Raw genomic sequence first — 26,201 nt, forward strand, 5'->3', positions numbered from 1 at the left:
CGCGCCGGGTTTTTTATTGTCTGGAGATAAATATGCCAGCAGGCACTATTGCATTAACCAATAATTCGGCGACAGTCACCGGAACGGGAACCGCTTTTAATTCTGAATTAAAGGCAAATGATTTCCTCGTCGTGGTTGCGGGTGGCGTGACCTATACGCTCGGGGTTAAATCTGTTGAATCCGCCACTGGCCTGACACTGACCACAAATTACACCGGCCCGACTATGTCAGGACTGGCATGGACTGGCGTACCCAATGCCACGCTGGTAGGGATAACCGCGCAGGTGGCGGCCGATGTTGCCCGGGCGATTCGCGGGCTTAACGCCGATAAAGCCAACTGGCAGCAGGTATTCAGCGAAGACGCCAATATTACCGTTCGACTGCCTGACGGCTCTGAATTCACCGGCCCCAGCTGGCTGAAAGTGGTTGAGATGTTGAAAGATATCGATCTGGAAGGCCTGCAGGTTATCGCCGGTGAGATTGATGCGGATGCGCAGCAGGTGGCAGCAGACAAAGTTACGGCAAGTAATGCTGCTCAAACAGCTACCGATGCCGCCGCAACAGCCACGCAGAAGGCGCTGGAGGCAGACACCAGTGCCGCGAATGCTGAAAGCAGTGAGACCTCCGCAGCCGACAGTGCAACGTCCGCAGGTGCCAGCGCAACAACCGCCACAGAGCAGGCCGACAGAGCGCAAACCGAGGCAGACCGCGCAGAGCAGGCTGCCAATCAGGCCGGAGGCGTCAAAACGGTTAACGGCGTATCTCCGGACGACGGGGGACACATTACTGTCAGAGCGTCTGATATATTATTCGATGACGAAAGTTCTATTGAAGCCAAAGTTGGCGATATAACCAGAGATGGTGACGGAAACATCGTAACTCCGAAGGGGATAATCATCTCGACCGAAGCGGATGTTGTTTCGGGAAGCAAGGCAGCAGCAACTGCAGGCCAGTTATATGACTCTACCAGTGCGCTTTCAAAGCAAATGGCCTCGGCATGGGTATCTTTTACCGTAGATCCTGCCACTTTCGCCGTTACCATTTCAGACAGTTTTAATGTTTCCAGCGTTTCGAGATCTACAGGTGGCGTTTACTTTATAAATTTCACCAGAAGGATGAATAACGCTAATTACTCTCACGTCATAACGCTGAGATCACCCAATACCGTTGTAGGGGCTTACTCAGGTTTCTACAGGGTAAATGACCTGAAAACAGTCAGTCAGTGCGTAGTGGTAGCCTCTTACGCTACGGCTAACAGCACCGGACTTTTTGACCCTGCCGAAATGAACGTGATTATTATGGGGGGAGTTTAATGAGCAAGGTAATTATCTTTGTATTAAATAACGATGTAATGGTTATGACTCCTACGCCAGAAGAAATAAGCGGGCTGTCTGTTAATGACGCAGCGAAAATAGGCGTTCCGGAAGGGGTGCGGTACTGGATCGTTGATTATGAAACACTTCCGACAAGTTACCCTCAGGAGTCGTGGGATATTAATGATGAGACAGGGGCAGTTTTTGTTGATGAGGTGAGACTTAAAAAACTACAAGTTGCCGAAGCCGATACGCAGAAAGAGGCGCTGATTGCCGCCGCCAATGCCTATATCAATGAGCAGAACTGGCCGAGTAAGCTGGCTCTCGGTCGCCTTAGTGATGCAGATAAGGCGAAGTTTAACGCCTGGCTGGATTACATTGATGCAGTGACAGCCGTATCGACCTCAACCGCCCCTGATATCACCTGGCCGGAAAAGCCAGCATCATAACCCGCAGGCCCCGGTAACGGGGCTTCGCCATTGCCATCACACCGGACGGTGAAGCACTCGAAGGTGAGGGAATTCCCCTGGGACAATTTTGGGACACGCAAAGGTTTGAGACCTTTTTCAAACCTTTCCATGTTTTCGCATTATGGGAAGTGTGAGCGCGGCAGAATGCGGTAAGTTACTGTGTTAAAAGGTGATTCTAGGAACTTCTAAGCCGTAGGTCACAGGTTCGAATCCTGTAGGGCGTGCCATTAAATTTCAAGCGGTTATAGTTGTCCTCCTGCTGTCTTTATCCGTCTTTTCGTCCGCATTCTCACTATGCCCATTGTACGCGCAACAAGCAGATGCAATACGTTCCGCTCTTATTCATCCCCTGTTCAGCTACCAACATATGTAATGGCACTTCTGCGCAGTTAGGTCGCCAACACCTGTCATCAACAGATTTGTTTTACTCTTCAACAGTGTGCTGCAGCTCTGTCCGTCGGGCGTGGCGGCTTGAAACCACAAATGCCACGATAAACACCGCGGCGAACAGTACGACGATGGTGGGCGCTGGCGCGCTGTCGATAAAGAACGAGAGATACACACCGCTTAGTGAGACCAGCATGGACACCACGACCGCAATCAACAAGGCAAACTGAAACCGCTTGGTCAGCAATACTGCAATAGCGCCGGGCGCGATAAGTAACGAGATAGAGAGAATAATCCCGACCGCTTTCAGCGTAGCGACGATGGTGAGCGACACCATGCACAACAGGCCATAGTGCAGCCAGCGTGTACGCAATCCACTGACCTGCGCCTGCTGATAATCGAAGCAGTAGAGCAAAAAATCGCGCCATTTCATTACAATAACCAGCACAATTGCCGCCGCAATCAGCCCGGTTTGCATAATGTCCGCTGTGTTGATCCCCAACATATCGCCAAACAGAATATGATCGAGATGCACCTCCGGTTTAAGCGCAATATATAAAATCAGCCCGACGGCGAACATGCCGGAAAAAACGATCCCCATCAGGGTGTCCTGTTTTATCCGACTGTTATCCTTGAGGTAGCCTGTCGCGACGGCGCAGAACAGGCCGGCAACAAACGCCCCTGCTGCCAGCGGCAGGCCCAGCATCCAGGCCAGCACCACGCCAGGAAAGACCGCATGACTCATGGCGTCGCCCAGTAATGCCCAGCCTTTCAGCACCAGAAAAACCGATAACAGCGCGCAGGGAATAGCGACCATCTGTGAAATCACTAACGCATTGTTCATAAAAGCGAACTGGAACGGTTCGAGTAACAGTGCAATCATGGGCGAGCCTCCGAAGTCTGTCGTGCACGACGACGATTGGCTAACAGACCATGCGTGGGTGCCAGGACGAAGGTCAGAAGGAAGATCAGCGTCTGCGCGACCACAATGATGCCGCCGGTCGCGCCATCCAGATAGTAGCTGGCCCAGGCCCCGAGGAAACTGGTGATACTGCCTATAGCTACGGCGATCGTCAGCAGACGCGGGAAGCGGTCCGTGAGTAGCCAGGCCGTCGCGCCAGGTGTGACAACCAGACAGATCACCAGAAATGCGCCGACAGTTTGCAGTGCGGCAACGGTAGAAACAGCAAGTAAGGTGAAAAACAGGATCTTCAGTCTTTCCGGGGATAAACCGATAGCCCGGGCGTGGTTTTCATCAAAAAAAACCACTAACAGATCTTTCCATTTAAAAAACAGAATCAAGGTAGAGACGACGCCGATAGTCGCAAGCTGAATGATATCCGCCGGGGCAATGGCCAGAATATTGCCGAGAATGATCGTCTGAATATTGACGGAGGTGGGGTTCAGCGAAACCATAAACAGCCCCAGCCCGAAAAAAGAGGAGAAGATCAGCCCAATAATAGCGTCTTCTTTCAGACGGGTACGCTGATTAAGAAACAGCATACTGCCCGCCGCCAGGCCGCCCGATAAAAAGGCGCCCAGCGAGAATGGCAGGCCAAGCATATATGCCCCTGCCACGCCAGGGACAATGGCGTGCGACAGGGCATCGCCAATCAGCGACCAACCCTTGAGCATCAGATAGCAGGAAAGAAAGGCGCACAGACCACCCACCATAGCGGATACCCACATCGCATTGAGCATGTACTCATAACCAAAAGGTTCGAGGAGAGTTTGCATCATTGCCTCCGTTTCTCTGCTGGCAGACGGTGTGAGACAAAAGGACGCTCATCGTCAGTGATAACCTGCTCCTCCGAGCCGCTGAGCACTACATGCCGAAGCACGCCGCTAAAAGCCAGCTCAAGATTTTCAGAGGTGAAGGTGGTGGCTGTCGGGCCACTCGCCAGCACAGTGCCTTTCACCATCACGGTGTAATCACAGAAGCCGGTGACCGAGCCCAGGTTATGGGTTGAAACCAGCATGGTTTTGCCTTCGTCGCGCAACTCGCCAAGTAAACTGATGATGCGGGCTTCCGTTTTCACATCGACGCCGGTAAATGGTTCATCCAGCAGTATGACTTCCCCTTGCTGCGCAATCGCGCGCGCCAGAAAAACGCGTTTTTTCTGCCCGCCGGAGAGTTCGCCGATTTGACGATGGCGAAACGCCAGCATATCCACGCGCTCCAGAGCCTCAGTGACGATACGGCGATCGACTTCTTTTGGCCTGCGCAACATGCTCATATGCCCGTAGCGGCCCATCATCACGACATCCTCCACCAGCACCGGGAATGACCAGTCTACTTCTTCCGATTGCGGCACATAGGCGACAAGGCTGCGTCGTAAGGCCTGCCGTGTGGGCATACCCAGAATTGAAATGCTTCCAGCTGCCAGACGGACAAACCCCATTATCGCCTTAAACAGTGTTGACTTACCGGAGCCATTAACGCCGACCAGGGCGGCAATTGCGCCACCCGGCACATTGAAGGTCGTGTCCCGCAATGCCGTATGTCCATTTCGGTAAGTGACCGTAACCTGTGACACGGAAATACCTGCAGGCTGAATCATTATTTACTCCTTCATGCCATCTGTAATCCCCTGCACCAGTGTGCGGGAGGTGACATTCAGCAGATCGATATAGGTCGGTACCGGACCTTCTTCCGCACTGAGCGAGTCGACATACAGCACGCCGCCGTAATGCGCGCCGGTTTCACGGGCCACCTGACGCGCCGGTTTATCAGAAATGGTGCTTTCACTGAAGATTGCCGGGATACGGTTTTTCCTGACCGCATCAATCACTTTACGCACCTGCTGCGGCGTTCCCTGTTGATCGGCGTTGACTGGCCACAAATAGAGCTCTTTCAGCCCCAAATCGCGCGCCAGATAGGAGAATGCGCCCTCGCTGGTAACTATCCAGCGCTGGTGCTGCGGAATGACAGCGATTTGCTGACGCAGCGGTTCAAGCGTCGCGGTGATCTGTTTCTTATAGACTTCGGCATTGCGTTGATAGGTTTCAGCGTTATCCGGATCGTATTTCATGAATGCGTCACGAATATTATCAACGTAAATCAGGGCGTTATCAGGCGACATCCATGCGTGAGGGTTTGGCTTGCCATTATAAGGGCCGTCGGTTATCCCCATCGGCTGGATGCCCTCAGTGACGATCACTTCCGGAACGCCTTTGAGATGCTGATAGAAGCGCTGAAACCACAGCTCCAGGTTCATGCCGTTAGCCAGAATCAGCTGCGCGCCTTGCGCGCGTTTTATATCGCCTGGGGTTGGCTGATATTCGTGAATTTCCGCGCCGGGTTTCGTGATGGAGGTGACTTCTGCGGCGTCGCCCGCCACGTTTTTCGCCATATCGGCGATAACGGTAAAGGTGGTAATCACCTTAAATTTTTCCGCAGCGCAGACGCCGGTTGTCGCTGCGGCTAAAACAACACTCATCAGGGCTACCGCTATTCTTCTCGCTGCGCGCATATCGACTCCCCGGAATTGGTTAAAATTAGATCATAGTTAGCATAGGCTATATTAAATAGCATAGGCTATATCGGAATGAAGATATTTCTTGTTTCTGCTCGCGGGCGTGTCTGAAAGGGATGTCAGGAAGAGGGCAACAGGCTGCAGGCCAGCGCTGGAGATAAGCTATGTGAAGGGCTTCACCTGATAAGCGCTTTTCACTGAGGATGCCCGTGTCTGCCGGGGCAGGACGAGGAGAGGCGCACCGCGGGTAAGCGACATGCGCACGCTACAGGGTATCACCACTGTCGATCTGATAATCCAGACGTACGCTGGTGGCGCTTTTTTTGTTATCCAGACGATTAATTACCAGCTCCGCCGCCACACGACCGATATCGAAGCGCGGCGTTATCACGGTAGCAATCTGGCATAAGTTTGCCTGCGAAACATCCAGACCGTGAAAACCGACAATGGCGATCTGTTCCGGTACGCGTATGCCGCGCGCCTGACACTCCAGCAGAACGCCTACCGCCAGATCATCGTTGGTACAGAACACCGCGTCAGTTTCAGGGTAGCGCGTCAGCATCTGCCGGAAAAGTTTACGTCCCAGCGGAATAGAAGAAATTTCGCCCGGCGCAATATAACTGGCAGCAAGCCCCTGCGCTGCCAGCGCTTTTTGCAGACCAGCAAAACGTTTTATATCGCGCGCATCATGCATCGAGCCGATAAAGGTAATCCGCTTTTTATCGCGAGCCAGCAGCAGGGCGGCCACATCCATTGCCGCTTGTTGGTTATCAAAGCCAACCTGGATATCCAGAAAGTCGTCATTAATATCCATCAATTCAGCAATGGGGATCCCCGCGCTTTTCAGATAATTCAGCGCACGCGGCGTATGAGATTTATCCGTCAACAGGAGGGCGTCGATATTATAGGAGAGCAGATTAATAATCTGCTGCTCTTCCCGTTCGGGGTCATATTCTGAGTTAGAAATAATGGTCTGATACTGAAAAGCGGCGGCTGTCTGCTGCACACCAGCCAGTAAATCGGAAAAGATATGATTCTGAAATGAGGGGATAATAATGCCGATGGTTTTACTGCGTGATGTAAATAAAATCTCAGGCGCCCGGTTAGGAATATAATGATGCGCTTCCATTGCAGCTGAAATAATTTCACGGCTTTTTTGCGAAACCTGATTCGGATCGCGCAGGTAACGGCTGACGGTCATACGTGTCAGGCCAGTTACATCGGCGATATCCTGCAATGTCATGCGTTTCTTCATTAAATTCCCCGGAGGCATTTATCCTATTGTTTCTGGTACAAAAGTCTCCAGGGATTATTCCACAGAACAAAGAACGATAACAAGCGTACTGCCCGCGCCTTTTATCCGGAATGGCTGACTTCAGCAATCGGCGTCGGTTCGCTGTCGGTGTGCACACGTACCTGGCGCATCAGGAATACTGAAGCCAGCAATGCCACCGCCATAAAGGTATAAGAGGCACCCGGCGAACCAGTAAGGCCATTCATATAACCGACCAGCCAGGCTCCCAGGAAGGCCCCCAGGGCACCGCAGCTGTTAATCAGGCCCATGGAGACGCCGGAAACATTTTTCGGCAGCAGTTCCGGGATCAGGGCGAAGAAAGGTCCGTAAGGCGCATACATACAGGCTGCCGCCAGAACCAGAAGTCCGTAGGAGAGCCAGAAGTGCGCATCGCCCAGCAGGTAAGAGCTGAAAAATGCAACGGATGCCAGTAACAGCAGCGGCCAGACGAACAGTTTACGGTTCTGAAATTTATCGGAGGCCCAGGAAACCAGTAGCATCAGCGTAATGGCTGCCAGGTAAGGCAGGGCGGAGAGCCAGCCGACGGAGACGATATCAATTTTTGCCGCAGAGCGCAGGATAGAAGGCATCCACATCATCAGGCCGTAAACGCCAATACTCCACAACGCATGAACGGCGCACAGTTTGATCACATTACCGGAGCGCAGGGCCTTGCCATAATTACGGACCGGCTTGATGCCCTGTTGTTCCTGCTCCATGGCGTTAGCAAGAGCCTGCTTTTCCCGGGCATTCAGCCAGCTGACTTCAGAAGGTTTATCGCGTACCACATACCACCACACGGCCGCCCACAGCACAGCAGGGAGTCCCTCGATAATAAACATTTCCCGCCAGCCGTAAGCATGGATCAGGTAACCGGAAACGATAGACATCCAGAGCACCGTGACCGGATTACCCAGAATCAGAAAAGTATTGGCGCGTGAGCGCTCTGCGCGGGTAAACCAGTTGCTGATATAAATCAGCATCGCAGGCATTACGGCTGCTTCCACCACACCCAGCGTAAAGCGGATGACCATCAGCGTGGGTATATTACTCACCAGACCGGTGGCGGTCGCACAGAGGCCCCACAAAATCAGGCTGCATAACACCAGCTTACGCACGCTGCGTTTTACCGCGTAAATCGCGCCGGGAACCTGAAAAAAGAAATAGCCCAGGAAAAACAGCGCGCCTGTCAGAGAAGAGATCCCTTTGGTAATACCGAGATCGCGGTCAATGCCCGCCGCCGAGGCAAAACCGTAATTTGCCCGATCCAGATAAGCCAGACTGTAGGTGATAAAAATCACCGGCATTAAATACCACCATCTTTTCGGGCTAAGTTTATTTATTGCGTTCATCATCATTCTTCCCTCAGGCTAAAGTTCTTTATTCAGGGCGCAACTATCCTGTGATGACGAAATTATTCGTCATCAGAAAGGCAAGCGGTAAATTAAATGTGCAGTACGTCAGACGGAGGCCAGCATGCCACCATCAACAAAAATAATATGACCGTTAACAAAATCAGAGGCCTGTGAGGAGAGAAATACGGCTGAGCCAATTAATTCCTGCGGCTTTCCCCAGCGGGCTGCGGGGGTTCTTTTATATAACCAGTCGGAAAAATCTTTATCATTGACCAGCGGTGCGGTCATTTCCGTAGCAAAATAGCCGGGTGCGATACCATTCACCTGAATATTATGTCTGGCCAGTTCCACACACATGCCTTTGGTCAGCATTTTTACTGCCCCTTTTGATGCGGCATAGGGCGTAATGGTCTCTCGTCCCAGTTCACTCTGCATCGAACAGATATTAATAATTTTGCCCTGTTTCCGCTGCGACATATAACGGGCAACCTGTTGCGATACTAAAAAAACGGCGCGCTGGTTAACATCAATCACCTTGTCCCATTCCTCTACCGGGAACTCAGTGAAAGGATAGCGCCGCTGAATACCGGCATTATTAATCAGGATATCGACAGGGCCGGTTTGCGTTTCAATAGTCTCAATAGCGTTTTTCACACCTGCGGCATCGGTAACATCAAAGGCATAACCTTGTGCAGTGATTTTCAAATCGCGTAAGCGCGCAACAGCGTTGTCGACGCGCGCCTGATCGCGACCGTTTACAATAATCTCTGCGCCATACTCTCCCAGGCCCTGCGCCATTAAAAATCCCAGTCCCTGGGTTGAGCCGGTAATCAGTGCGCGTTTGCCTGTTAAGTCAAATAAGTTTTCCATACTGTCACCGCATTTTCAGCTGTTTGTGATCTGTTACGCGTAACTGTATACGCGTAACAGTTAAATACAAGCGTCCTGCCGCACGCTGAGCAGGATTATTTGCGATGTGTGATCAAGCCTGAATTTCCAGGGCAGATAAAACAGCGGCAAGCCTGTGTTTGTCAGTAAAAAGCAAAAACTTTGCAAAAGTAAAACGATCGCTTTACTTTTACAGCATGGACAAAAAACAAGACATTCTTCAGGCAGCGGAGTGGTTGTTCTATAACAATGGCTTTCATGCCACCAGTACAGACCGTATATGCAGCGAGGCGGGCGTCTCGACGCGTACGCTCTATCGCTATTTCCCTTCACGCGAGATCCTGACTCAGTGCGTGATGGAAGAACGTAAAAATCGCTTTTTCGCTGCGCTACAACCGCCCGGGCACCCGGAAGCGATCGGCACGCTTTTTCGGGTGCTGGAGCAGTGGATGCTGGAGCAGGGGGCGCTGGGCTGCTTTTTTATCAAAGCATGGGGCGAATATGCCGGGGAGGATCAGCAACTGGCGGCACAAGCGCTGGATTTTCGCTATGCGTTGCGTGCCTATATCGCCGCCTGTGTCAGAGAGACGGGGCGGAGTAACAGCGACACGCTGGTGAATGCCCTGTGGATGCTGTTTGAAGGTGCGGTAACCACCGCCCTGATCACCGGGTCTGCCGCCGCTGTGCATGCCGGCAACGCGGCTCTACTCCTGATGGACAGCAGTAAGGAACCCTAATGAGAGCTTCTGTTGCGCTTGGCGTCACGGGTTTTTCCCTGATTGCCGTCACTTATGGCATGGCCCGCTTCTCATGGGGGCTGATGATGCCAGCGGTCGTCACAGAGATCCCTTTCAGCCCCGGCGTATCAGGTATTATTGCGGCCAGCAGTTACATGGCTTACTGCCTTTCGGCGCTGGGCGCTTCGCTGCTGGTTGCGCGTTTTGGCCCTCGTTTACCGGCGGTAACCTCCGTAGTCTGCGCGGCGGCGGGACTGGTGATGCTGGCCTGTGCTTTTTCCCCACTAATGCTGGCCACCGGGCTGTTTATTGCCGGTTTGAGCTCCGGTCTGGCCTCTCCCTCTCTGGCGGGCGCAGTGACCCGCACCGTTTCTGAAAAGAAGCAGAATCTGGCGAATACCGTGATCAACGCCGGTACCGGGGCAGGGATTATTCTCTCTGTTCCGATATTACTGCTGATGCCGGGCGGCTGGCGCGCTGCCTGTATTACCTTCGGGGCCGCTGCGCTGCTCTGTTTGTTTCCCGTGCTGCGTTATCTGCCTGACGGTGCGCAGCAGGCGAGGGTGGAGAAAATTCGCTGGCGTGATGTATTTCTGAGTCAGCCCATGATGCGTCTTGCCATTATTGCCTTTATCAGCGGGATGGCCAGCGCAGCCTGGTGGAGTTTTGGTCCGGATATTTTGCGGCATCATAACGGCGTGGATGCAAAGAGTGCCAGCATGCTGTGGCTGGTCAGCGGCGGGGCGGGGATCGCGGGGGTGCTGACCGGGATAATGGCAAACTGGCTGAGTATGAAACAGATCTATCGTCTCTCCCAGCTCGCTATGGCGGCACCGCTGATTCTGCTGGCCTACAGCCATAGCTTCTCATGGTGGTTCATTCCGGCGGTTGCGCTTTGTGGTGCAGGTTATGTCATCCTCTCCGGCGTGTTATTGGTCTGGGGCGCGACCTCAGGGATAGTGTCGCCTGCAGCAGGCGTTAGTATGGCCTTCTTTATGCTGGCGGCGGGCCAGGTAACGGGGTCGGTGGTTTTTGGCCAAATTTACGCACAGGCAGGAGCGGCTCTGGCGCTGACAGGATTTGCCCTGTTATCTCTGTTGATGATGTTCCTCACCGCAGAAAAGAACCGCTGACAAACCGGGAAGTCCGGTTTCGCCAGAGAGGTCGTTATTATCCGCTTTGCTTTTCGCATATCAGCCCGCCAGAGCGGGCTTTTCCTGCCATGTTCCTTTGTCGTTTTAACTCTGGTGTCGCACTCAGCGCTCTGAAAATCCTTTTTAATCGCTTCATTAATTACAACATTCTTAAAGAGAATTAACGAGTGCTTTCTGTGGCGCTGTGGTTGTATGTCGGTCGACATGCAGGCGAATACACTCAATATCTTTCGCTAATGTTACCGGTAAAGTGGTCGATAAATGTGACCTGGCTCACATTTGAATCTTTGGGTTACATTTTACGAGGTGGTTATGTCTGTTTTTAGTCGGATCAGAACGTCGACATTTTTACTGATCAGCATCGTTTTATTTGGTGTGATGCAGCTGTTCTCGGGAGGGGTTTTCCTGACATCACTCAATCAGGACAGAGAACATTTACTCAGCGCCAGTACCAATAACGAAAAAGTAGAAGCATTAACAAACTCATGGTACGCCTTAAATGCTGTGCGTGCCGATGTGAACCGCGTCGTGCTCTGGATATTAAAAGAGGGACCGCAGAGCGCGAAGGTGGAAAGCATGATGGTACATGGCCGTGAGCAGTTACAGCTTGCCGCCGAACAGTTTCAGCAATTTCGCCAGAAGGCGGCGGTGCATGGCCTTGAACCGGCGCTCACTACCCGTCTGGAACAGAGCTACCAGGCATATTATGACATCCTGAATCAGCTGATGGACGTGGCGGATAAACGCAATGTCGATGAACTCTTCGCCATTAATGCCGCGCCGAAACAGCAAGCGATGTCGGAAGATTATGAGCGCTGGCGGGCGGCTGCAAGCAGCGTAGCGAAGCAGGTAGCAGAAGAGAGTAATCAAACCTATAACCAGATGCTGGTCTTGCTGAGTGCGATTTTAGTGCTGGTTATTGCGGCGATTATTATCTGCTGGATAGTGATTTCCCGTGTACTGCTGAAGCCGCTTAACCAGGCGCTGGCGCATATCGACAGTATCGAGGCGGGCGATCTCACCCAACATATTATCCTCGATACGGACAGCCGGACCGAAATGGGACGTCTGCAGGCGGGACTGATGCGGATGCAAACATCGCTGATCCGTACCGTTGGTAATGTGCGCAGCGGCGCAGATATTATTCTCACCGGTGTCAGTGAAATCGCGCTGGGTAACAGTGATCTCTCTTCGCGTACTGAACAGCAGGCGGCGTCGCTGGAACAGACCGCAGCCAGCATGGAAGAACTTACCTCAACGGTAAAACATAACGCGGATAATGCCCATCAGGCCGCGCAGCTGGCATTAACGGCAACGCAAACCGCAGAGAATGGCGGTGAAATTGTGAATGGTGTGATTAAAACCATGTACGGCATTGAGGAGAGTTCGAAGAAAATCGGTGAAATTACCAGCGTTATTGAGAGCATTGCCTTCCAGACCAATATTCTGGCGTTGAACGCGGCGGTGGAAGCTGCGCGGGCAGGCGAGAACGGACGCGGTTTCGCCGTGGTGGCGGGAGAAGTGCGTAATCTGGCACAGCGCAGTGCAGTCGCGGCAAAAGATATCAAAGGATTGATCGAAGAGTCTGAGGTGCGTGTCAGTAGCGGATCGCAGCTGGCAGTCTCTGCAGAGGAGTCTATGCAGCAGATCCTGAAATCGGTGCAACAGGTGCGTGATATTATGGATGAAATCTCGTCGGCCTCTGACGAGCAGAGTCAGGGCATCGCACAGGTGGGCGTTGCGGTTGCTGAGCTGGATCGGGTTACGCAACAAAATGCCGCGCTGGTGGAAGAGTCATCTGCCGCCGCTGCGCAGCTGGAAGAGCAGGCGCGTCATCTGAATGAAGCGGTAGCCGTCTTCCGCATGCAGACCGGAAATTCGTCGTCAGTTAAAAGAGTCATCGCTTCCCGCAACAGTGAAAACAGCGTAAAGCCCGCTGCGCTTGCGGCGACGGCTGATGACAACTGGCAGACGTTCTGATTCCGCTTTTTCTTCTGACCAGCCGCGTTGACAGTTGGCCAGAAAAAGTGGGAGTCATGACACCGCCAGCATCGACCGCTGGTTACTGGCAGCACACGCTAAAACAGGTTTATCACTTAACGGAAAAGAGAACTACGCTTGAATAACGCCTGTGATGTGGCGTTGTGCAACCTCTTTTCCCTTCTCATCGTAAGGGAATTTTTACCTGTTAATGAAAGCATGGTTCCCGATCGCATGGCGATCGGGTTTTTCATTCCTTCCCGGCTCTGCAATGGCCTCACACCCTGTCTCTGAGGAGGGGGGGACATCCATCCCGTTTTTCTCGTTATTTTACTGCTGCGGAAAAGTGCAGGCTGACAGCGTTAATATGTAAATTTGTTTCCGCAAACGATAAAGTGTCAACGAAGCGCTGAGATTACGTAATATATTGTAATTAAGCTGCTTTTAAGAAAATCAGAGATGACTTTACTCGCTGAGATGGAAGATAGTGATTGTCAGCGGTGCGTAAGAAAACCGTGATTACCGGAGGGAGTAAGATGAAAAAAATCACACACAGCTTTATCGCATCCGTTATTGCCGGTTGCATGCTCTTTTCTTCATTTTCCTGGGCTGGCGGATCGGGCGATCATCAGGGTCCTGGCTGGCAGCACCGGGGAGCGAGTGATCATCATCAGACGCATCGTCCACAGGCCGCGGGTCGCGGTTACCATGAACAACATGGCAACGCATACGGACATCGCCGTGCCAGTCGCGCTCACTTTACCTGGAACGGATACGATTTTCGCCGTGGGCGTCCGGCCCCGGCAGCGTTTCGCGGCAACCATTATCGCGTTGATAACTGGCGTGACCGCGGCCTGCGCGCGCCAGCGCGTGGTGAGCACTGGGCGTCCGTCAACGGTAATTATGTATTAATTGCCGCCGCGACCGGAGTGATTACCTCCATTATTCTGAACAGTGCGTTCAATGAGTAATCTCTGACGGATGGCACAAGCCATCCGTTATCCTTTCTTTATGCTCTGCTTCTCGCTTGCGCCAGGCTATGCTAATCAGCAATCCCTGTTATTAATGTCGGAAAAGGAGTCGTGATGACTGCGGTGAAACTGGTTGCTGTAGATATGGATGGTACCTTCCTGGACGATAAAAAAAGCTACAACCGTCAGCGATTTATGTCGCTCTATCAGCAGATGCAGGCACGAGGGATCCGCTTCGTCGTGGCCAGTGGAAATCAGTATTATCAACTTAAATCGTTTTTTCCCGGGATTGCCGATGAAATCACTTTTGTTGCGGAGAATGGCGCGCTGATTATCGATCGCGGCGAAGAGCTGTTTTGTGGTGAATTTTCCCGCGATGATATCGAGCGGGTGCTGGATACCCTGCATCAGGGCAACTATCCCGGCCTGAAATTCCTGCTTTCCGGCCGTCAGAGCGCTTACTACTTTTCCGGCGCTGATGAGATCTGGTTGAATAAAATGCGTCACTATTGCCATCGTCTGCAGGCCATCAATAGTCTCGACGAGACAGACGATAAGCTGTTTAAATTTGCACTGAATTTATCGGATGAGTACGTTCCGGTGCTGATGGCCGATATTGAACGCCTGCACAAAGGGGCTGCTACCGCGACCTCCAGCGGTCATGGCTCGGTAGATCTGATTGTGCCCGGATTGCATAAAGCGCACGGATTGCGTCTGCTTGAACAACGCTGGGGCATCACCAGCGATCAGGTGCTCGCTTTCGGTGATGGCGGTAACGATCTCGAAATGCTGGTGCAGTCTGGCTACAGCTTCGCCATGGCTAACGCGCCGCAACGGGTAAAAGAGGCGGCGCGTTATCAGGCGCCAGCTAACAACGAGGAAGGGGTATTGCAGGTGATCGAGCAGATGCTGAACGCTGCCGCGCCGTTTCACTGACAACGCGCCGCAGCGTTATCGTCCTGCGCTTATACAATACGCCAGGCTTGTTCCAGTAAGGTGCGCTGCGCCGCTTTGCTGTACTCCACCAGCGCGTTTTTGCTGTTTGAACGCGCCAGAATCCACTCCACATCTTCCTCGCTCAGCGTTGGCCCCTCCTGCCAGAAGGGCGTAATGGCATGCGTCTGTAACCACTCGCGCAGATGGTGCGCTGGTGATGCTACGGGCGTTGCGAACAGCGCCTGATGAAGCGTCTGCATCAGCTGCTGTTGCTGTACATCAGGTTGCGTATCCAGCAGGTCAAGGAAAGGGAACAGCAGGCGACCGCACACTTCGCCATGATGGAAAGCTTTGATGGCACCCAGCTCACCGGCAATACCGTGAATCACGCCTAACCCGGCCATGCTCAGCGAAACCCCGCCCAGCCAGGAGGCCAGCATCATCGCCTCTCGTGCCGCATCGCCTGCGGCATCGTCACGGTTCAGGGCTGGCCACGCCTGCATAAACTGCTGCAGCCCGTTCAGGGCAAACTGACGGGTGAAAAGATTCCCTTTGCATGACAGATAGGCCTCAAACAGATGTGTAAAAGCGTCAATGGCGCAGCTGGCGAGAATATGATCGGGCGTGCCTTTCAGCAGGTCGGGATCAAGGATCGCGACAGGCGGCACGAAGGCGGGATGACGCAATGAGGCTTTCACTTTAATCTGCTGCTGATCGGTAATAACCGCGTTTTGTGTCACTTCGCTCCCGGTGCCTGCGGTGGTCGGCACAGCAATCAACGGCAGCGTTACCGGTTGAACGGGCGTGTCGCCGACCTTTTCCAGATAACGCAGCGTTGGCAGTGGATGCAGCATCAGTGCGCTGAACGCTTTCGCCGCATCCAGCACGCTGCCGCCGCCAATCGCGACCACGCGCTCCACCTTGCCGCGCCAGCGCGCTACCCAGGCATCAATCTCCGCCGGCGAGGCTTCGTGGCTGACGATTTCGTAGCCGACGATCTGCGTCTGCAGTGCGCTTTTCAGGGCATCGCCCGCCGGGCCGTGCCAGAACGATCGACCACAAAACAACAGAGTTGGCAGCGGCTGCGCCGACAACATCGGTAGCAGCCTGGATAGGCTGCCGCGTCCAAACAGGGTTTGTTGATTGCTGTACAGCTCACTCAGATTCTCACTCACCTGGGCAATCCTTTATTGCGGGGAAGGGGGAGTCAGTGTAACTGAGGCGGGACTGGAGTCCTGGACAAACTTTTCGCTAACGGAAGGGCAAAAAGTTGATCACCTTCGCAAAACAAAAATTCCTTCAACGCCGCGGATGTTATCAGTGCCATGTTACCCTTAACATGTTATCGGTAACAGGGGCATGGGTCTGTTCACTAACCTGACAGACCTTACTCAACCTGCTGATGTAAGCAGGAAATAATAAAAGTGTGTTTCCCTGCGCCCGGCGCAGGAACACCATCAGGAGAAAAAGTATGCCATTACTTATTGTGGCGATTGGCGTAGCGTTACTGCTGCTGCTGATGATTCGCTTCAAACTCAATGGATTTATCGCACTGATTCTGGTTGCACTGGCGGTGGGTGTCATGCAGGGGATGCCGGTCGATAAAGTGATTCTCTCTATCAAAAATGGGGTTGGCGGCACCCTGGGCAGTCTGGCGCTGATCATGGGCTTTGGAGCCATGCTGGGAAAACTGCTGGCCGACTGTGGTGGCGCACAGCGTATCGCCACCACGCTGATCGATAAGTTTGGTCAGAAACATATTCAGTGGGCGCTGGTGCTCACCGGTTTTACCGTGGGTTTCGCCCTGTTCTATGAAGTTGGCTTCGTTCTGCTGCTGCCTTTAGTCTTCAGTGTTGCCGCGTCGGCGCGCGTCCCGCTGCTCTATGTGGGCGTCCCTATGGCGGCGGCGTTATCTGTCACCCATGGTTTTCTGCCTCCTCATCCGGGCCCGACAGCGATTGCCACCCTGTTTGATGCCGATATGGGCAAAACGCTGCTGTTTGGCACTCTGCTGGGTATTCCTACCGTTATCCTTGCCGGGCCGGTCTATGCGCGCTTTCTGAAAGGCATTGATAAACCGATTCCTGAAGGATTGTGGAACCCGAAAAAGTTCCGTGAAGAGGAGATGCCCGGTTTTGCCGTAAGTGTCTGGACTTCGCTGGTGCCGGTGGTGCTGATGGCGCTACGGGCGGTGGCGGAGATGGTGCTGCCGAAAGGTCATGCCTTGCTGCCTTATGCCGAGTTCTTTGGCGATCCGATAATGGCAACGCTGATTGCGGTATTGATCGCCATTTTCACCTTTGGCCTGAATCGCGGTCGTACCATGGATGAAGTCATGGGGACGATAACCGACTCGATTAAAATTATTGCCATGATGCTGTTAATCATTGGCGGCGGCGGGGCGTTCAAACAGGTGCTGGTGGACAGCGGCGTGGATAAATATATTGCCGCGATGATGCAGCAATCGAATCTCTCACCGATTTTTATGGCCTGGTCAGTGGCGGCGGTGCTACGTATTGCGCTGGGATCGGCGACCGTGGCTGCGATTACCGCCGGGGGCATTGTGGCACCGCTGATCGCCACCACCGGCGTCAGCCCGGAGTTGATGGTGATCGCCGTAGGGTCCGGCAGCGTGATCTTTTCCCACGTCAACGATCCCGGTTTCTGGCTGTTTAAAGAGTATTTCAATCTCACTATCGGTGAGACCCTGCGCTCCTGGTCAGCGCTGGAGACCATCATTTCGGTCTGTGGCCTGCTGGGGTCACTGTTACTCGCTTCACTGATGTAACAACCCCTCAGGGTGCTGAGGCTGTGTGCCTCAGCACCGCTCAGATTGCGTTATTTCACCCGCGCGCGAAAGCCTTCCAGCTCTTCATCCGGCATGCCTGCCTGATGTGCCGCCTGACAAATCTGCTCCCAGCTGTTGGCATCCAGCGGAATCCCCTGTTCCAGTCGCGCTTTACGGTTTGCTTCCTCCCATTCCCCCGGCACCAGAATCGGCTCGTCACCGCTCTGTGGCGAACGTTTCACCCAGTCGAGAAAGGCTTCCGCTTCCTCATGCATCGCGGGCGCATCAAACGCCTCAGGGTTAAGGATAATGGTGGTCATACAGTTGAAAATGGCGCTGTTGCTGCTGTCCTGAACGGTAGCATCATGGGTCGTGCGTCCACCGGAGAGCGCACCGCCCAGAATTTCACACATGGTGGCCAGCGCATAGCCCTTATGCAGGCCAAAGGGTAGCAGTGAACCATAAGGCTGCTGATGCATGACGCCAGGATCGGTCGTGCCTTTACCCTGATAGTCGATCAGATAACCCGGAGCTACTTCCACGCCTTTATTCCATGCCACACGTGTTTTACCAAAAGCGATGCCGCTGGTGGCAAAATCGAGCAGCAGGGGTTTCTTACCCGGTCGTGGGAAAATCGCGCAGAAGGGGTTGGTGCCGAAGCGACGATCGCTGCCGCCAAAAGGCGCCACCATTGGATCGCCCATCACATTGACAAAGTGGAACGAGATAAAGCCTGCTGCAGCGCACTGTTCGGCCCAGTGACCGATACGGCCAATATGATGAGAGTGATGTAAGCCCACAGCGGCAACGCCAAAATCTTTTGCGCGCGCAATCCCCTGTTGCATCGCCTCCCAGGCGGCAACCTGACCAAAGCCGTTATGCGCATCCAGCGTCAGCACCGCCCCCACATCTTTCACCACGCTGGGGTGTTGATTGAGTTGCAACTGCCCCTGCGCGAGGGAGGCCATGTAGCTGGGGATCATGCCGACACCATGAGAATCGTGCCCGGCCAGATTGGCGGCAACCAGATGATCAGCGACTAAACGCGCTTCTTCAGCGCCGCTTCCGGCATACAGCCAGAGGGACTGCACAAACTGATGCAGATGTTCAGAATCAATACGATACAGAGTACTCACGTTATTGTTCTCCTTGTCATGATGGTTATTTCCATCCTGCGAGGAAAACAGCGTTACGGCAAGTGATGATTAACTCTGAGAAAGAGCCACATCCTGTGGCCCTGAAAATTAATGTGGCTGTTCGAAACCTGCTTTGACCATCTGCTCACGTAGCGCCCGTGCAATATCGCGATTACCGCCGGTGACGGGATAGATCACGTTGTTCACGACGTCGTCGAGATAGTGTTCGTCAAAATCCTGCCGGGTAAGTTGCGAACCGCCTTCATCATTAATAGCAATAGTGCCTTTAATATGATCGCCAATGTTTCTGGCGTTCAGGCTGTAGCGACCCAGGCTGATATTAACTGTGCTCATAAGATCTCCTGTGACTTTTTGTCAACCATAACTATTAAAGCACTCCGTGCCACATCAAGTTTAGTTACCAGTTTCGTTCAGAACGAAGCGGTGATGATAAGAAAAGCCTTCATTTGCGATCCTGCTCGCAGAAAAAGATGAAAATTAAACAAAACGACAACGAAGCGAGCTGGCAGGGTGCGCCGCACAATGAATAAAAAACTTTCATCTATACTGAGGAACGGAATGCACAAATGAATGAAGAAAAGGAGAGCAAAATGAAAATCATACTGTGGATTATCGCCATCATTTTTATCGTGGGTTTACTGACGCTGACAGGGGTGTTTAAGTTAATTTTTTAAGTGAACGGGCACTTGTACGCAGGTGCCCGTCTCTTTATCTGCCCTGAGTGCTGCTGCTTTGTTTAATCAGGCAGCGCGCAATAGGATCAACAGTGGTGTTGGGCAACAAATCTGTCGCGCTTAACGGCTTTTGACAACATGCGCAGCAGGCACCGTGGCGTTTGTCCGCCTGCCCGTTAACCGTAAAGATGAATTTTGCACTGCCGCAACGCGTGCAGCGAATTTTCATGACCATTTGCTGAGGCATCCTTCCTTTTGCATATTTAGGATTAATCTTAACAAAAATATGCGCGGAATCTATAAATTTATCTTATTTGTTGTGCGCTGAAATTATTTGCCTTAACGTATTGAAATGCAACTGTTTCTGTAAGGGCAGTATTAATGAAGCTGAGTGGTTTTACTGCAAAAATGATTTTTCTTTGATTTAAATCAATAAAATGTGCCCAAACGATATTTTTTAACCCGGGAAAAGGTTAAGAACGGTCGCAGGGCACTTTTTTAACATTTCTTTTTTGCGGGCGGCAGAAAAAAACTGCCGGGCAGGAGAAGGCTATAGCGCACTCTTTACCGGTTAAGGCGCTTTCTGTCCGAAAAGAGAAGTGAATAAACGGCAAATATTCGCCATTACACTTTTTTTCTGCCGTAATCCGCGATGCATTCGTCACTGAACTGAGAAATATCTTATTTTACAAAGAAGTGCCTTAACTGATGGTGTCACAAAGAGAGCAAAAAAAGGGATTTTCATGCAACAGCCGACGAGATAAAGACGCTGCGTTGCAAAAAAAATAGATATTTATCACTTTTTCATCGATTCGGACTGGACAAATGTCGCTGCAATTGCTGTACTAGGTGTCGACACAGTTTAGTGTCCATTTTTCATGTAAAGGTAATATAGATGTCCAAGATTAAAGGTAACGTTAAGTGGTTTAATGAATCCAAAGGATTCGGTTTCATTACTCCTGAAGATGGCAGCAAAGATGTTTTCTGTCATTTCTCTGCTATCCAGAGCAACGGTTTCAAAACCCTGGCTGAAGGCCAGCGCGTTGAGTTCGAAATCACCGACGGTGCTAAAGGCCCATCGGCTGCTAACGTTGTCGCTCTGTAATTTTACAGTCCGAATTCTAAAAACCCGCCTTCTGGCGGGTTTTTTTATTTCTGCGTTCTGACGCATGATACGCTTCTTGACCTCCGCCAGCCAGTCTCTGGTGCCACCGCCGCCTGCAGGCAACCTACTTTTCCTGGCGTAACACTGTATTACATACTCACAGATGCCTTCAGGGTATCGACAGATTTGTGAGAATGGTCACACAATAGACAATTAACATAATTATAACAATTCCGTGATGCAGCTTTTTTGCAGCGCTCGCTATATAACTGAGCAACAGGATTCTCACCATTCAGGAGGAAGAATGAATATACGTCCGGCACAGCCACAAGATAGCTTTGACCTGAGTGCGCTGCTGGCTGAATTAGGCTACGGTGGCACTGAAAGTTTTATTGAAGAGCGCCTTGCCCAGTTAACCACCCATCCCGATGAACGACTGCTGGTGGCCGAATATAACGGACGCGTGCTGGGGTTTCTCTCGCTGCATTTTATCCCTCAGCTGGCTCTGAAGGGTGATTTTGCCCGTATCAGCTACTTCTGTATTGCGGAAGGCGAGCGCAGCAAGGGGATGGGGCAGCAGCTGTTACGCTATGCTGAAGAGATGGCCAGCCAGCACGGATGCGATCGGCTGGAAGTGCATTGTCATGCTTCACGGCTGAAGGCGAATCAGTTTTATCAGCGCGAAGGTTATGTAGAGTCGCCGTGCTATTACACGAAGGCGCTGTCGGGCTGAAGGCTTCATACCCGGATGTCATCACGGTCGTAGCCGCAAAGGGGGATGATAATGAAAGTTGCCATAGGGCAATTCGCGGTCAATCGCGAATGGCAAAAGAATGCGGAACTCTGCAGCAGTCTGATGCAGGATGCGCTGGCCGGAGGGGCTGATTTACTGGTGATGCCCGAAGGGGTACTGGCCACGGATATCAGCGACCCGGACTGGGTGGTAAAAGCGGCACAGCCGCTGAATGGCCCCTTTCTGACGCAGCTGCTGGCCGCCAGTAAAGGAAACAGCCTGACCAGCATGATGAGCGTACATGTCCCTGGCGGAGACGGGAAGGCGCTCAACGTGCTGATTGCCCTGCGTAACGGTGAAATCATCGCGGCCTACGAAAAGCTGCATCTTTATGATGCTTTTGCGATGCAGGAGTCGCAACGAGTGCGTTCCGGGCAGGTTATCCCGCCGCTGGTGGAGGTGGCGGGCATGAAGGTGGGGTTAATGACCTGCTATGACGTACGTTTTCCTGAGCTGGCCCGACGTCTGGCACTGGATGGCGCGGAGGTGCTGGTCCTGCCCGCAGCCTGGGTGCGTGGGCCCTTGAAAGAGATGCACTGGGAACTGCTTACCCGGGCGCGTGCGCTGGAAAATACCTGCTACGTGGTGGCCGCAGGCGAGTGTGGACCGCGTAATATCGGTAATAGTCTGGTTATCGATCCGCTGGGTGTGCCGATTGCCAGCGCGCCTGAAGTGGCGGCGCTGATCTTTGCCGAGCTGGATGCGCAACGTATCGCTTATGCCCGTCGCGTGCTGCCAGTGCTGGAGAATCGTCGTTTTGCCCGCCCGGAACTGCAAATACCCTGAGGCAACAATCTTACCTTGTTACAGAATCCTGTTGTGGCTGCCAGTAAAGTGCGTGTAAATAGCCTTGACCGATTTTTTGCTGAGGTTGAAAGGTAAATTTATGGAAGGGATCAGTATTGCTAAATTGCTGATTATTGCTGCACTTATCGTACTGCTGTTTGGCACCAGTAAGTTACGTACGCTGGGCAGCGATCTGGGTTCTGCCATCAAAGGCTTTAAAAAAGCGCTGAAAGATGATGGCGCTCGTGCCGATAAACGCACGGCTGAAGAAATACCTGCAGAGCGCATCAGCCATAAAGAGTAAGCGACGCGTTTATCATCACGCTTTGTAAAAAATTGTGACTGAGATAAAAAAACCAGACTGCGAGCAGTCTGGTTTTTTTTACGTGCGCAACAGCACAGGAAACCGTTATTTTACTTCCAGACCTTTTGCCTGCATGTCTGCATGGTAAGAGGAGCGAACAAAAGGACCACAGGCGGCATGAGTGAAGCCCATCGCCAGCGCTTCTTCTTTCATCTCATCAAACTCCGCCGGGCTGACATAGCGTTGTACTGGCAGGTGATGACGGCTCGGCTGCAGATACTGCCCCAGCGTCAGCATAGTTACGCCATGACGACGCAGGTCGCGCATCACTTCAATAATCTCGGCATTGGTTTCGCCCAGGCCTACCATCAGTCCCGATTTGGTGGGGATTTCAGGATGGGCTTCTTTAAAGCGCTCCAGCAGCTTCAGCGACCAGTTATAGTCAGCGCCGGGACGCACCTGACGATAAACGCGCGGTACGTTTTCCAGATTATGGTTAAAGACGTCTGGCGGCGTGGCGTTGAGAATTTCCAGAGCGCGATCCATGCGACCACGAAAATCGGGTACCAGGGTCTCGATCTTAATGGCAGGGTTTTTTTCACGAATCGCGGTAATGCAGTCGGCAAAGTGCTGTGCGCCACCGTCACGCAGGTCGTCGCGGTCTACCGAGGTGATCACCACATAACGTAACGCCATGTCGGCAATGGTTTGCGCCAGTTTTGCTGGCTCACCGGCATCGGGAGCATTCGGGCGACCATGTGCCACATCACAGAAGGGGCAGCGACGGGTACAGATGGCACCCAGAATCATAAAGGTGGCGGTACCGTGGTTAAAGCATTCCGCCAGGTTCGGACAGGAGGCTTCTTCACAAACGGAGTGCAGGCCGTTTTTACGCATCGCCGCTTTGATGCCCTGAATACGGCTGGAATCGGCGGGAAGTTTGATTTTCATCCATTCAGGCTTCCGTAACAGCTCCTGCCGTTCAGTGACCACCGCTTTTACCGGGATCAGCGCCATCTTATCTGCGTCACGATATTTGACGCCGCGTTCCATCTGAATTGGTTTACTCATAAATCTGCAGGTTCCGGTCGGGATTGCGATTTGAAAGCTTCCTCACTCAAACTGAGAACGACGCTTTCAACTTTATTTGAAAAATTTGCAAAATTATATCATCTCACCGGCCAGGAAGCAGCCGCTGTAGCGTGCGTAAGGTTACAAAATTGTAAATGCGCACACACAGTTAAAGTAATGCGCACTCCGCTGCAGGGCGCCATTCAACCTTGTTATAACCAGTCAGACGGGCAAAGGCCGCGATGAGTTGCGGTTGCACATCCGTCAGCGTGACGCCGGCGTGCAGGGCGCTCAGCTGCGTCATTGCCATACCCGCATAGCCGCAGGGATTGATACGGCTGAACGGCTCCAGGTCCATGGCGACATTCAGCGCCAGACCGTGAAACGAACAGCCTTTACGAATGCGCAGGCCCAGCGAACAGATCTTCTGCGCGCCCACATAAACTCCAGGCGCATCGGCGCGTGCGCGGGCCTCGATACCAAAATGGGCCAGCGTGGCGATGACCGTCTCTTCCAGCGCCGTGACCAGCTGGCGTACCCCCAGCTTACGGCGTTTAACATCGATCAGCACATACATCACCTGCTGACCGGGACCGTGATAGGTCACCTGGCCGCCGCGATCGCTCTGGACCACCGGGATATCGCCGGGCATTAACACATGCTCCGCTTTACCCGCCTGACCCTGGGTGAAAACAGGAAAGTGTTCCACCAGCCAGATTTCATCAGCGCTGTGATCGTCGCGCTGATCGGTAAACTGGTGCATGGCGGCAGAAACGGTTTGCCAGTTGCGCAAACCAAGCTGACGAACGAGAAGCGTATCTGTTGACAAAACGGCGGTCCGGTTTGGAATGAGAGGATGAGTATAACGTTGGCAAAGGGCAAGACCAACTCCCTTTGCCGGTTGACGCTCTGCGGGGGCTCGCCTGCAGCCAGAACCTGATGCATCCTGGCAGCGATGGCGTGCCGCTCAGAGTACCATGCGAACGATGTCGATTTTGCCCAGCTCTTCGTACAGGGTTTCAACCTGTTCGATGTGGGTCGCGGTGATGGTAATGGAGACAGAGTGATAATTGCCTTTGCTGCTCGGCTTGATATCGGGGGAATAGTCGCCGGGCGCATGACGTTGCACCACTTCAACCACTTGATCAACCAGCTCCGGTTGCGCCAGACCCATCACTTTATAGGTGAAGGGGGTAGGGAATTCGAGCAGTTCATTCAGTTTGGTTTTCATATTAACTCCGGTGCATAAAAACAGGCTCCCGCCGGGGCGGGAGCAGATATATTACCTTTAAATGGTGACGCTGTGGCGATTTTTCAACCGCCAGCGGGCTGTCAGCCAAACCAGTGATGGAACATCAGCTTGATATAGTCAACGATACGGCTGAAGAAGCCGCCTTCCGGCACTTCATTCAGCACCACCAGCGGACGCTGCTCAATGGTTTTGCCATCCAGCTGGAAATTAATGCTGCCCACCACCTGGTTTTTCTGTAAAGGCGCGTGCAGTTCGGTATTGGACAGCACATAGCTCGCTTTCAAATCTTTCATGCGGCCACGCGGGATGGTGAGATAAACGTCTTTATCGACGCCGAGCTGCACGCGATCACTGTTACCAAACCAGACCGGTTCTGACGCAAACTCTTTACCGGCTTTCAGCGGCGCTACGGTTTCAAAGAAGCGGAAGCCCCAGGTTAACAGCTTCTTGCTCTCAATCTCACGGCCTTTAAAGGTGTGGCCGCCCAGTACCGCCGAGATCAGGCGCATCTGGCCTTCTGTGGCAGAGGCGACCAGGTTATAGCCTGCCGCCGAAGTATGCCCGGTTTTGATGCCGTCAACATTCAGGCTGGTGTCCCAGAGCAGACCGTTGCGGTTCGTCTGACGAATGTTGTTAAAGGTGAACTCTTTTTCTTTATAAACCGCGTACTCTTCAGGCACATCACGCACCAGTGCCTGACCAATCAGCGCCATATCGCGTGCCGAGCTGTACTGGCCGTCCGCATCCAGGCCGTGTACGGTCTGGAAGTGAGTATTCTGCAGGCCCAGCGCCTTCACATAGTTGTTCATCAGGCCAACAAACGCATCCTGACTGCCCGCCACATAATCCGCCATGGCAACACAGGCGTCGTTACCAGACTGCAGCACAATGCCGCGCGTCAGCTGTGATACCGGTACGCGGTCGCCTGGTTTCAGGAACATCAGTGATGAGCCCTTGAACACCGGGTTGCCGGTGGCCCAGGCATCCTGACCAACGGTAACGATATCATCCTGATGAATTTTCCCGGCTTTCACCGCCTGGCCAATCACATAACTGGTCATCATTTTGGTCAGGCTGGCGGGATCGCGACGCGCATCCGCATTTTTTTCCGCCAGGACTTTCCCTGAGTGATAGTCGATCAGGATATACGCTTCGGCATCGATATCCGGTACACCCGGAATCATGGTCTTCAGATTGATATCGTCAGCAACGGCAGCATGGCTGAGAGAAAAAGCGATCAGTGATCCCACTGTCAGGCGTTTCAGGAAACGAGAGGATTTCAGCGTATTCATGTTAAGGACTACAACATC

27 protein-coding genes are annotated in these 26,201 nt (G+C 52.8%); 13 read left to right on the forward strand and 14 right to left on the reverse strand.

Annotated elements, in window-relative coordinates:
- The first annotated feature begins 32 nt into the window (after positions 1-32).
- Together E0E17_RS20440 and E0E17_RS12355 are read left to right on the forward strand one after the other, a co-directional pair.
- Positions 33-1,313, forward strand: coding sequence for a hypothetical protein (locus E0E17_RS20440; RefSeq protein WP_237680782.1), 1,281 nt, complete (start codon positions 33-35; stop codon positions 1,311-1,313).
- The gene (locus E0E17_RS12355; RefSeq protein ID WP_237680783.1) at positions 1,313-1,762 is read left to right on the forward strand and encodes a tail fiber assembly protein; all 450 of its coding nucleotides are present in this window, start codon (positions 1,313-1,315) and stop codon (positions 1,760-1,762) included. Before E0E17_RS20440 ends, E0E17_RS12355 begins: the two co-directional genes overlap by 1 nt.
- A gap of 445 nt (positions 1,763-2,207) precedes the next feature.
- Here E0E17_RS12355 and E0E17_RS12360 read toward each other — a convergent pair whose 3' ends face one another.
- From E0E17_RS12360 to idnO, 7 genes are all read right to left on the reverse strand, one after another.
- Entirely contained in the window at positions 2,208-3,053 is an 846-nt protein-coding gene (locus E0E17_RS12360; RefSeq protein WP_130834352.1) for a metal ABC transporter permease, read from the reverse strand.
- Complete coding sequence (sitC, locus tag E0E17_RS12365) at positions 3,050-3,907, reverse strand: iron/manganese ABC transporter permease subunit SitC (RefSeq protein ID WP_130835541.1); 858 nt, start codon at positions 3,905-3,907, stop codon at positions 3,050-3,052. Before sitC ends, E0E17_RS12360 begins: the two co-directional genes overlap by 4 nt.
- Positions 3,907-4,731 carry a manganese/iron ABC transporter ATP-binding protein gene (locus E0E17_RS12370; protein ID WP_130834353.1) on the reverse strand — a complete coding sequence of 275 codons (825 nt, stop codon included), beginning with the start codon at positions 4,729-4,731 and terminating at the stop codon, positions 3,907-3,909. The genes sitC and E0E17_RS12370 overlap by 1 nt, the downstream gene beginning before the upstream one ends.
- Positions 4,732-4,734: 3 nt before the next feature.
- Positions 4,735-5,610, reverse strand: a complete 876-nt coding sequence (gene sitA, locus E0E17_RS12375; protein ID WP_237680784.1) for an iron/manganese ABC transporter substrate-binding protein SitA — start codon at positions 5,608-5,610, stop codon at positions 4,735-4,737.
- A 301-nt stretch (positions 5,611-5,911) separates the two neighbouring features.
- A complete protein-coding gene (locus tag E0E17_RS12380; protein ID WP_237680785.1) occupies positions 5,912-6,901 on the reverse strand; it encodes a LacI family DNA-binding transcriptional regulator in 990 nt (329 codons plus the stop codon).
- 101 nt (positions 6,902-7,002) lie between these two features.
- Positions 7,003-8,292 (reverse strand): MFS transporter, encoded by a 1,290-nt coding sequence (locus E0E17_RS12385; protein WP_130835543.1) that lies wholly within the window; start codon positions 8,290-8,292, stop codon positions 7,003-7,005.
- Between the two features lie 108 nt (positions 8,293-8,400).
- Positions 8,401-9,165, reverse strand: coding sequence for a gluconate 5-dehydrogenase (gene idnO, locus E0E17_RS12390; RefSeq protein WP_130834355.1), 765 nt, complete (start codon positions 9,163-9,165; stop codon positions 8,401-8,403).
- Positions 9,166-9,380: 215 nt separating this feature from the next.
- Between idnO and E0E17_RS12395 the strand changes: the two genes are divergently transcribed.
- The 5 genes from E0E17_RS12395 (at position 9,381) to E0E17_RS12415 (ending at position 14,961) form a co-directional block, all read left to right on the forward strand.
- The gene (locus tag E0E17_RS12395; RefSeq protein ID WP_130834356.1) at positions 9,381-9,920 is read left to right on the forward strand and encodes a TetR/AcrR family transcriptional regulator; all 540 of its coding nucleotides are present in this window, start codon (positions 9,381-9,383) and stop codon (positions 9,918-9,920) included.
- On the forward strand, positions 9,920-11,053 hold the full coding sequence (locus tag E0E17_RS12400) for an MFS transporter (protein ID WP_130834357.1): 1,134 nt from the start codon (positions 9,920-9,922) through the stop codon (positions 11,051-11,053). Before E0E17_RS12395 ends, E0E17_RS12400 begins: the two co-directional genes overlap by 1 nt.
- 333 nt (positions 11,054-11,386) lie before the next feature.
- Entirely contained in the window at positions 11,387-13,054 is a 1,668-nt protein-coding gene (locus E0E17_RS12405) for a methyl-accepting chemotaxis protein (RefSeq protein ID WP_130834358.1), read from the forward strand.
- 536 nt (positions 13,055-13,590) lie between these two features.
- Positions 13,591-14,025 carry an RcnB family protein gene (locus E0E17_RS12410; protein ID WP_130834359.1) on the forward strand — a complete coding sequence of 145 codons (435 nt, stop codon included), beginning with the start codon at positions 13,591-13,593 and terminating at the stop codon, positions 14,023-14,025.
- Between the two features lie 114 nt (positions 14,026-14,139).
- Positions 14,140-14,961, forward strand: a complete 822-nt coding sequence (locus E0E17_RS12415) for a Cof-type HAD-IIB family hydrolase (RefSeq protein ID WP_130834360.1) — start codon at positions 14,140-14,142, stop codon at positions 14,959-14,961.
- 29 nt (positions 14,962-14,990) lie between these two features.
- Here E0E17_RS12415 and E0E17_RS12420 read toward each other — a convergent pair whose 3' ends face one another.
- Positions 14,991-16,136: an iron-containing alcohol dehydrogenase gene (locus E0E17_RS12420; RefSeq protein WP_165446227.1), complete on the reverse strand. Its 1,146-nt coding sequence runs from the start codon at positions 16,134-16,136 to the stop codon at positions 14,991-14,993.
- A gap of 296 nt (positions 16,137-16,432) precedes the next feature.
- On the opposite strand from E0E17_RS12420, the gene gntT reads away from it, so the two are divergent.
- Entirely contained in the window at positions 16,433-17,749 is a 1,317-nt protein-coding gene (gene gntT, locus E0E17_RS12425) for a gluconate transporter (RefSeq protein ID WP_130834361.1), read from the forward strand.
- Positions 17,750-17,799: 50 nt separating this feature from the next.
- Here the strand turns inward: gntT and E0E17_RS12430 are convergent, their stop codons facing one another.
- Positions 17,800-18,885 (reverse strand): malate/lactate/ureidoglycolate dehydrogenase, encoded by a 1,086-nt coding sequence (locus E0E17_RS12430; protein ID WP_130834362.1) that lies wholly within the window; start codon positions 18,883-18,885, stop codon positions 17,800-17,802.
- Positions 18,886-18,993: 108 nt separating this feature from the next.
- On the reverse strand, positions 18,994-19,239 hold the full coding sequence (locus E0E17_RS12435; RefSeq protein WP_130834363.1) for a hypothetical protein: 246 nt from the start codon (positions 19,237-19,239) through the stop codon (positions 18,994-18,996).
- A 233-nt stretch (positions 19,240-19,472) separates the two neighbouring features.
- Here E0E17_RS12435 and E0E17_RS20675 point away from each other — a divergent pair, with 233 nt between their 5' ends.
- From E0E17_RS20675 to tatE, 5 genes are all read left to right on the forward strand, one after another.
- Positions 19,473-19,580 (forward strand): small membrane protein YohP, encoded by a 108-nt coding sequence (locus tag E0E17_RS20675; RefSeq protein ID WP_500812372.1) that lies wholly within the window; start codon positions 19,473-19,475, stop codon positions 19,578-19,580.
- A gap of 895 nt (positions 19,581-20,475) precedes the next feature.
- Positions 20,476-20,685: a transcription antiterminator/RNA stability regulator CspE gene (cspE, locus tag E0E17_RS12445; protein WP_130834365.1), complete on the forward strand. Its 210-nt coding sequence runs from the start codon at positions 20,476-20,478 to the stop codon at positions 20,683-20,685.
- A 304-nt stretch (positions 20,686-20,989) separates the two neighbouring features.
- Positions 20,990-21,418, forward strand: a complete 429-nt coding sequence (locus E0E17_RS12450) for a GNAT family N-acetyltransferase (RefSeq protein WP_130834366.1) — start codon at positions 20,990-20,992, stop codon at positions 21,416-21,418.
- Between the two features lie 51 nt (positions 21,419-21,469).
- Complete coding sequence (locus E0E17_RS12455; protein WP_130834367.1) at positions 21,470-22,264, forward strand: deaminated glutathione amidase; 795 nt, start codon at positions 21,470-21,472, stop codon at positions 22,262-22,264.
- A gap of 100 nt (positions 22,265-22,364) precedes the next feature.
- A complete protein-coding gene (gene tatE / locus E0E17_RS12460; RefSeq protein ID WP_130834368.1) occupies positions 22,365-22,568 on the forward strand; it encodes a twin-arginine translocase subunit TatE in 204 nt (67 codons plus the stop codon).
- Positions 22,569-22,673: 105 nt separating this feature from the next.
- Here tatE and lipA read toward each other — a convergent pair whose 3' ends face one another.
- The 4 genes from lipA to dacA form a co-directional block, all read right to left on the reverse strand.
- Positions 22,674-23,639, reverse strand: coding sequence for a lipoyl synthase (gene lipA / locus E0E17_RS12465; RefSeq protein WP_130834369.1), 966 nt, complete (start codon positions 23,637-23,639; stop codon positions 22,674-22,676).
- A 169-nt stretch (positions 23,640-23,808) separates the two neighbouring features.
- Entirely contained in the window at positions 23,809-24,468 is a 660-nt protein-coding gene (gene lipB, locus E0E17_RS12470; RefSeq protein WP_130834370.1) for a lipoyl(octanoyl) transferase LipB, read from the reverse strand.
- 138 nt (positions 24,469-24,606) lie between these two features.
- Positions 24,607-24,870, reverse strand: coding sequence for a DUF493 family protein YbeD (gene ybeD / locus E0E17_RS12475; RefSeq protein ID WP_130834371.1), 264 nt, complete (start codon positions 24,868-24,870; stop codon positions 24,607-24,609).
- Between the two features lie 101 nt (positions 24,871-24,971).
- Complete coding sequence (gene dacA, locus E0E17_RS12480; protein ID WP_130834372.1) at positions 24,972-26,183, reverse strand: D-alanyl-D-alanine carboxypeptidase DacA; 1,212 nt, start codon at positions 26,181-26,183, stop codon at positions 24,972-24,974.
- Between the last annotated feature and the right edge of the window lie 18 nt (positions 26,184-26,201).

The sequence above is a fragment of the [Erwinia] mediterraneensis genome (assembly GCF_900604315.1).
Classification (GTDB): Bacteria; Pseudomonadota; Gammaproteobacteria; order Enterobacterales; family Enterobacteriaceae; genus Pantoea; species Pantoea mediterraneensis_A.